The organism is Klebsiella sp. Ech2A, from assembly GCF_030078455.1.
GTDB classification, from domain to species: domain Bacteria; phylum Pseudomonadota; class Gammaproteobacteria; order Enterobacterales; family Enterobacteriaceae; genus Klebsiella; species Klebsiella terrigena.
Genome location: NZ_JAQGFU010000231.1, coordinates 1 through 6222, shown reverse-complemented (window position 1 = coordinate 6222; position 6222 = coordinate 1). Strand labels below are relative to the sequence as shown.

The 6222-nt window shown below is 63.4% G+C and carries 8 protein-coding genes; 4 read left to right on the top strand and 4 right to left on the bottom strand.

Annotated elements, in window-relative coordinates:
- The 4 genes from hypD to hypA all read right to left on the bottom strand — a co-directional run.
- Positions 1 to 1115, bottom strand: a 1115-nt coding sequence (gene hypD / locus PFH44_RS23915) for a hydrogenase formation protein HypD (RefSeq protein WP_283826370.1), incomplete at its 3' end; no start/stop codon positions are given.
- Positions 1115 to 1387 carry a HypC/HybG/HupF family hydrogenase formation chaperone gene (locus tag PFH44_RS23910; protein WP_283826369.1) on the bottom strand — a complete coding sequence of 91 codons (273 nt, stop codon included), beginning with the start codon at positions 1385 to 1387 and terminating at the stop codon, positions 1115 to 1117. The genes PFH44_RS23910 and hypD, both read right to left, overlap by 1 nt.
- Complete coding sequence (hypB, locus tag PFH44_RS23905) at positions 1378 to 2250, bottom strand: hydrogenase nickel incorporation protein HypB (protein ID WP_283826368.1); 873 nt, start codon at positions 2248 to 2250, stop codon at positions 1378 to 1380. Before hypB ends, PFH44_RS23910 begins: the two co-directional genes overlap by 10 nt.
- 87 nt (positions 2251 to 2337) lie before the next feature.
- Positions 2338 to 2688 carry a hydrogenase maturation nickel metallochaperone HypA gene (hypA, locus tag PFH44_RS23900; protein WP_045857635.1) on the bottom strand — a complete coding sequence of 117 codons (351 nt, stop codon included), beginning with the start codon at positions 2686 to 2688 and terminating at the stop codon, positions 2338 to 2340.
- Between the two features lie 214 nt (positions 2689 to 2902).
- Here hypA and hycA point away from each other — a divergent pair, with 214 nt between their 5' ends.
- The 4 genes from hycA to PFH44_RS23880 all read left to right on the top strand — a co-directional run.
- Complete coding sequence (gene hycA / locus PFH44_RS23895; RefSeq protein WP_283826367.1) at positions 2903 to 3352, top strand: formate hydrogenlyase regulator HycA; 450 nt, start codon at positions 2903 to 2905, stop codon at positions 3350 to 3352.
- Between the two features lie 82 nt (positions 3353 to 3434).
- The gene (locus PFH44_RS23890; protein WP_045857638.1) at positions 3435 to 4043 is read left to right on the top strand and encodes a 4Fe-4S dicluster domain-containing protein; all 609 of its coding nucleotides are present in this window, start codon (positions 3435 to 3437) and stop codon (positions 4041 to 4043) included.
- Positions 4040 to 5866, top strand: coding sequence for a formate hydrogenlyase subunit 3 (gene hycC / locus PFH44_RS23885; protein ID WP_283826366.1), 1827 nt, complete (start codon positions 4040 to 4042; stop codon positions 5864 to 5866). Before PFH44_RS23890 ends, hycC begins: the two co-directional genes overlap by 4 nt.
- Before the next feature lie 2 nt (positions 5867 to 5868).
- Positions 5869 to 6222 (top strand): NADH-quinone oxidoreductase subunit H (locus PFH44_RS23880; RefSeq protein ID WP_283826365.1); only part of this gene is annotated, 354 nt, incomplete at its 3' end.

Sequence of the window (6222 nt, the reverse complement as noted above, 5' to 3'; positions counted from 1 at the left end):
TCGTTTTCCTGACTGCGATATTGATACCAGGCGGCGCAGGCGCCTTCTGATGAGACCATCAGCGCGCCGAACGCGCTTTGCGGATTACAGACCTGGCCGAAGAGCGGACACTGATGCGGTTTACAGCGCCCGGTCAGCACCTCGCCGCAGCGGGCTCGCGGGTCGTCGCAGACGCGCTGCGGCGTCGGGCGAAAATGGGCTTCGGCGTCGAAACGCTGATACTCAGGCGTCAGCCGTACGCCGGAATCGCTGATAACCCCAAGCCCGCGCCACTCGCTGTCGCCTGAAAGGCAGAACACCTCGGCAATCGCCCGCTGCGCCAGGGGGTTACCTTCATCAGGGACCACGCGACGATACTGGTTCTCGACCTGACTGCACCGGGCTATTGTCTGCTCAACCAGCATCACCGCGCCTTGCAGTAGATCAAGAGGTTCGAATCCAGCCACCACTAACGGCCGGCGGTAGTCGCTGGCGATAAACCCGTAGGCTTCGGTACCAATGACCATGCTGACGTGACCGGGGGCGAGAAAGGCGTCGATATCGTTGTTCGGCGTATCGAGCAGGCTGCGCAGGGTCGGGAGCAGGGTGATGTGCTGGCAGAAAAAGAAGAAGTTATCGACGCCGCGTTCGCGCGCCTGGCGCAGGGTCAGCGCGGTGGCGGGCATGGTCGTTTCAAAGCCGAGCCCGAAGAACACCACCTTGCGGTCGGGGTTCTGCTGCGCCAGCTTCAGGGCATCAACCGGCGAATAGACGATGCGCACGTCGGCCCCGCGCGATTTTGCCTGCAGCAGGGAGCCGTTTTTTCCCGGGACGCGCATCGCGTCGCCGAAGGTGCAGAAAATAACCCCCGGGCGGCCGGCAATCTCAATGCAGGCGTCAATGCGGCCCATCGGCAGGACGCAGACCGGGCACCCGGGGCCGTGGATAAATTCGATATTTTCCGGCAGCAGCTGGTCGAGACCGAACTTAAAGATGGCGTGGGTATGGCCGCCGCAGACCTCCATAATCCGCAGCGGGCGGGCGGCGGTATGCGGCAGCAGGCGAGCGCGCTCCTGCAGGTGCTCCACCAGCTGCAGCACCTGCTCCGGCGCGCGGTATTCATCAACGAAACGCATTATCGCTCCTCGCCGAACAGCAGGGCGCCGACGTCCGGCTCGACCTCAAACATATTTTGCAGCGCCGCGAGGGTGTCGCGGGCCTCGGCTTCATTAATGACGCTCATGGCGAAGCCGACGTGCACCAGCACCCACTGGCCGAGCCGCGGCAGGCCCTGCTCGTCGACGGCGCCCACCAGGGTCAGGTCGACCTCGCGCTGGATGCCGCAGACCTCGACCCTGGCCTGGCTGCCCTCAATGGCGCAAATTTGTCCCGGAACGCCTATGCACATTGCTGCGCCTCCAGCCAGCTGAGCCACTGCTCCATGCCCTCGCCGCTGGTAGCGGAAAGCAGGATTATCTCAATCTCGGGGTTCACCTCGCGGGCGCAGGCGAGGCACTGCTCAACGTCAAAGTTGAGGTACGGCAGGAGATCGATTTTGTTCAGCAGCATCAGGCTGGCGGCGGCGAACATATGCGGGTACTTCAGCGGCTTATCCTCACCTTCGGTTACCGACAGGACCGCCACCTTGTGCCGCTCGCCGAGATCGAAGCCCGCCGGGCACACCAGGTTACCGACGTTTTCAATAAACAGGATGCCGCCATCGGCAAGCTCAAGGCGCGGAGCGGCCTCGGCGATCATCTGCGCGTCGAGGTGGCAGCCCTTGCCGGTGTTGACCTGAATGGCCGGCGTGCCGGTGGCGCGGATGCGCGCCGCGTCGTTGACCGTCTGCTGGTCGCCTTCAATCACCGCGCAGGCGCTTTTCGCCTTCAGGCGCAGCAGGGTTTCACTCAGCAGGGTGGTTTTGCCGGAGCCTGGGCTGGAGACCAGGTTCAGCACCAGCTGGCCTTTGGCCGCAAAGCGGGCGCGGTTGCGGGCGGCCAGGCGGTTGTTCTTCTCCAGCACGTCAATTTCAACCTCCAGCATTCTACGCTGGCTTATTCCCGGCGCGTGGGTGCCCGCCTCGCCGTGGCCGTAGTGCAGGTCGCCCTCGGCGGAGCGGCTGGGGGTAAAGCCGTCGGTTTTGACACCGGTAATGGTCATCGGCCGGCGCGCGGTCGGTGCGAAGGGGGCGCTGCGAAACGCCGAATGGGGGTTGCGTTCGTCACCTTCTATATAAAGGTTGCCTTCCCCACAGCCGCAGGTGGTACACATAGTTTTACTCCTGGTCTATCCCGTCATACTGCACGTTGTGTCTGTGCTGGCCGCGCTCGCGCGTCGGCCGCCGCGATCCCGGCCGAATCAGGCAGGGATCACTTCTATTCTCTGAATCTGTAAGCCATCGTCCGCCACGATCTGCAGCCCGTCGCTCTGACACTGCGGGCAGCGCCGCACGTGCTGAGAGAGCAGCGTCACGTACTGCTGGCAGGACTCACACCAGCATTCGGCCTGCTGCTCGGCGATATGCAGCTCGCAGCCTTCCGCCAGCGTGCCGCGGCACACCAGCTCAAAGCAGAAGGTCAGCGCGCTGGCCTCGACGCAGGAAAAGGCCCCGACCTTGAGCCACACGCCGCTGACCCGCCGCGCGCCGGCCTGCCGCGCCTGCTGTTCAATAATTTCCAGCGCCCGCTGGCTAAGAGTGATTTCGTGCATGGTGGCCTCCACATCGCCGTAATTGACCGTATATGCAATAACGATGCCAGGGCATCGGTATAGCGGGAGAAACTGTCGATGACGATGGCCTGATGACGTCATCGACATGTCGTCGAAGGCCCCTTATTTTATTAATTTACTTAAATATCAAATACATAAAAACTGGCATGGAAAATGCTTCTGCAGTGCATCTCATGCAACCGGGGGATCCGAGATGACTATTTGGGAAATAAGTGAAAAGGCGGACTACATCGCCGAACGTCACCGCCAGCATCAGGAGCAGTGGCACACCTACTGCAACTCGTTGGTTCAGGGCATCACCCTGTCGAAAGCGCGCCTGCATCATGCGATGAGCTGCGCGCCGGACAAAGAGCTGTGCTTCGTGCTGTTCGGCCACTTTCAGGTGTTTGTCGCGCTGGCGGAGGGCTTTAACAGCCACACCATCGAATACTACGTACAAAGCAAAAATAGCGAAGATAAGCGCCTGATTGCGCAGGCGACGCTGGCCTCCGACGGCACCATCGACGGGCGCATCAGCAACCGCTCCCGCGAGCAGGTGCTGGAGCACTATCTGGCGATCGTGGCGACCGTGTACGACCGTCTGTATGAGGCCATGGAACAGGACCAGCCGGTGGATTTAAGCCATCTGCAGCGGGTCCACTAAGCGCAAGGTGTCGACGAGTGTCGAAAATGACATCTGCACCACCTGATTTCGTCAAAAATGACTTTCACCCGAGGAAGACCCGGTGAACCGTTTTGTAATTGCTGACTCCACCGTCTGTATCGGCTGCCGCACCTGCGAAGCCGCATGCGCTGAGACGCATCGCCAGCAGGGCCTGCAGGCGATGCCGCGACTGCAGGTCATGCGTAATGAAAAAGAATCTGCGCCGCAGATGTGCCACCACTGCGAAGACGCCCCCTGTGCCGCGGTGTGTCCGGTTAACGCCATTAACCGCATCGACGGCGCGGTCCAGCTAAACGAAAGCCTGTGCGTAAGCTGCAAGCTGTGCGGCATCGCCTGCCCGTTTGGCGCGATCGAATTTTCCGGCAGCCGGCCGTTGGATATTCCGGCAAACGCGAATACGCCAATGGCACCCGCCGCGCCGCCCGCGCCCGCCCGCGTCAGTTCGCTGCTCGACTGGGTACCCGGCGTGCGCGCCATCGCGGTGAAATGCGATCTGTGCCACTTCGATGAGCAGGGGCCCGCCTGCGTGCGCACCTGCCCGACAAAGGCGCTGCTGCTGGTGGATATCCGCGATATCGCCCAGGCCAGCAGGCGCAAGCGCGAGCTGACTTTTAATACCGACCTCGGCGATTTGTCGCTGTTTCAGGCGCAACAGGGGGGCGTGAAGTGAACATCATCTCTTTAGTCAATCAGGCGGTGGTTTGGTACGCCGTCAGCGCCGTGCTGGCGCTGCTCTTTAGCCTGAGAAAGCCGCTCAGCGGCGCGATCGCCGGGATCGGCGGGGCGGTGGCCAGTGCGATGCTGATCGTCGCCGGAATGGGGACGCTGCTGATGCCGGGGCGGGTGAGCGTCGGCGTGCTGCAGATACTCTCCCTGCCGATTCGGATTAGCGGAATTAACGCCCTGTGGCTGCTGGCCATCGGCCTCTCGGCGCTGCCGATTTCGTTATTTAATATCGCCTGGCACCGCCATCCGCAGGTAAAAGCGAACGGCCTGCTGGTCAACCTGCTGCTGGCGGCCGCCACCTGCGCCGTCGTGACGACCAGCTTCGGCAGCCTGGTGGTGATGGCGGAAATTATGGCCCTGTGCGGCGCCTTCCTCACCGGCTGCGCGCAGTCCGGCAAGCTGTGGTTTGCACTGGGCCGCTTCGGCACGCTGCTGCTGGCGTGGAGCTGCTGGCTGGTGTGGTCGTTTTACGGCACGCTCGATCTGGCGCAGATTAGCCTGCTGGCCGCCGGCGCCCCGCAGCAGATGCTGCTGTGGCTCCCGGCGCTGGGGGGCTTTGCGCTGCTGGCGGGAGTCATTCCGCTGCACGGCTGGGCGCCACAGGCCCATGCCGACGCCAGCGCGCCGGCCGCCGCGCTGTTCTCTACGGTGGTGATGAAGGTGGGCCTGTTCGGCATCCTGACGGTCTCCCTGGCCGGCGGCGTGCCGCCGCTGTGGTGGGGCGTGCTGCTGCTGGTGCTGGGGATGATCACCGCCTTTATCGGCGGGCTCTACGCGCTGATGGAGCACAACATCCAGCGCCTGCTGGCGTACCACACTCTGGAAAATATCGGCATCATCCTGCTGGGGCTCGGCGCGTTCGTCACCGGCGTGGCTCTCGATAACGCCAGCCTGATGGTGCTGGGCTTTATCGGCGGGATGTATCATCTGATCAACCACGGTCTGTTTAAAACCACGCTGTTCCTTGGCGCCGGGGCGGTGTGGTTCCGCACCGGCCACCGCGATATCGAAAAGCTCGGCGGCATCGGCAAAAGAATGCCGCTGATTTCGCTCTCTATGCTGGTGGGCCTGATGGCGATGGCGGCGCTGCCGCCGCTGAACGGCTTTGCCGGCGAGTGGGTTATCTATCAGTCGTTCTTTAAGCTCAGCACCGGCGGGGCGTTTATCGGCCGCCTGCTGGGTCCGCTGCTGGCGGTGGGCCTGGCAATTACCGGCGCTCTGGCGGTGATGTGCATGGCCAAAGTCTACGGCGTCACCTTCCTCGGCGCGCCGCGCAGTAAAGAGGCGGAAAACGCCACCTGCGCTCCGCGGCTGATGACCTTCAGCGTGGTGCTTTCCGCGTTCTGCTGCGTGATTGGCGGCGTGGCCGCGCCGTGGCTTCTGCCGCTGGTGGGCGGCGTGGTGCCGGCCCAGGCTCAGGTCGCGAGCGTGGTATCGCAGCCGCCGATCGCCATTCTGCTCATTGCCTGCCCGCTGCTGCCGCTGCTGCTGCTGATGTTCTTCAAAGGCGACCGCCTGCCGTCGCGCTCCCGCGGCGCGGCCTGGGTCTGCGGCTACGACCATGAAAAATCGATGGTGGTGACCGCCCACGGCTTCGCGATGCCGGTCAAAGAGGCCTTTGCCCCGCTGCTCAAGCTGCGCCACTGGCTGAATCCGGTACGCCTGATCCCCGGCTGGCACAGCGGCTCCGCGCCCGCGCTGCTGCGCGGCGTCGCGCTGATTGAGCTGGCGGTGCTGGTGGTTATTGTCATTTCACGAGGAGCCTGAGAATGAGCGTATTCGTTGCATTGTTGCAGGCGCTGGTGCTGTTTGCCGCCGCGCCGCTGCTGTCCGGCATCACCCGCGTTGCCCGCGCCCGTCTGCATAACCGCCGCGGGCCGGGCGTGCTGCAGGAGTATCGGGACATTATCAAGCTGCTGGGGCGCCAGAGTATCGGCCCCGACGCCTCCGGCTGGGTATTCCGCCTGATGCCGTACGTGATGGTCGGCGTGATGCTGACCATCGCCACCGCGCTGCCGGTGGTCACCGTTGACTCGCCGATGGCGGGGCTGGGCGACCTGGTTACGCTGATCTATCTGTTCGCCATCGCCCGCTTCTTCTTTGCAATCGCCGGGCTCGACACC

Coding starts and splice junctions, on each gene's coding strand:
- PFH44_RS23910 (WP_283826369.1), bottom strand. CDS start 1,387: ATGTGCATAGGCGTTCCGGGACAAATTTGCGCCATTGAGGGCAGCCAG.
- hypB (WP_283826368.1), bottom strand. CDS start 2,250: ATGTGTACCACCTGCGGCTGTGGGGAAGGCAACCTTTATATAGAAGGT.
- hypA (WP_045857635.1), bottom strand. CDS start 2,688: ATGCACGAAATCACTCTTAGCCAGCGGGCGCTGGAAATTATTGAACAG.
- hycA (WP_283826367.1), top strand. CDS start 2,903: ATGACTATTTGGGAAATAAGTGAAAAGGCGGACTACATCGCCGAACGT.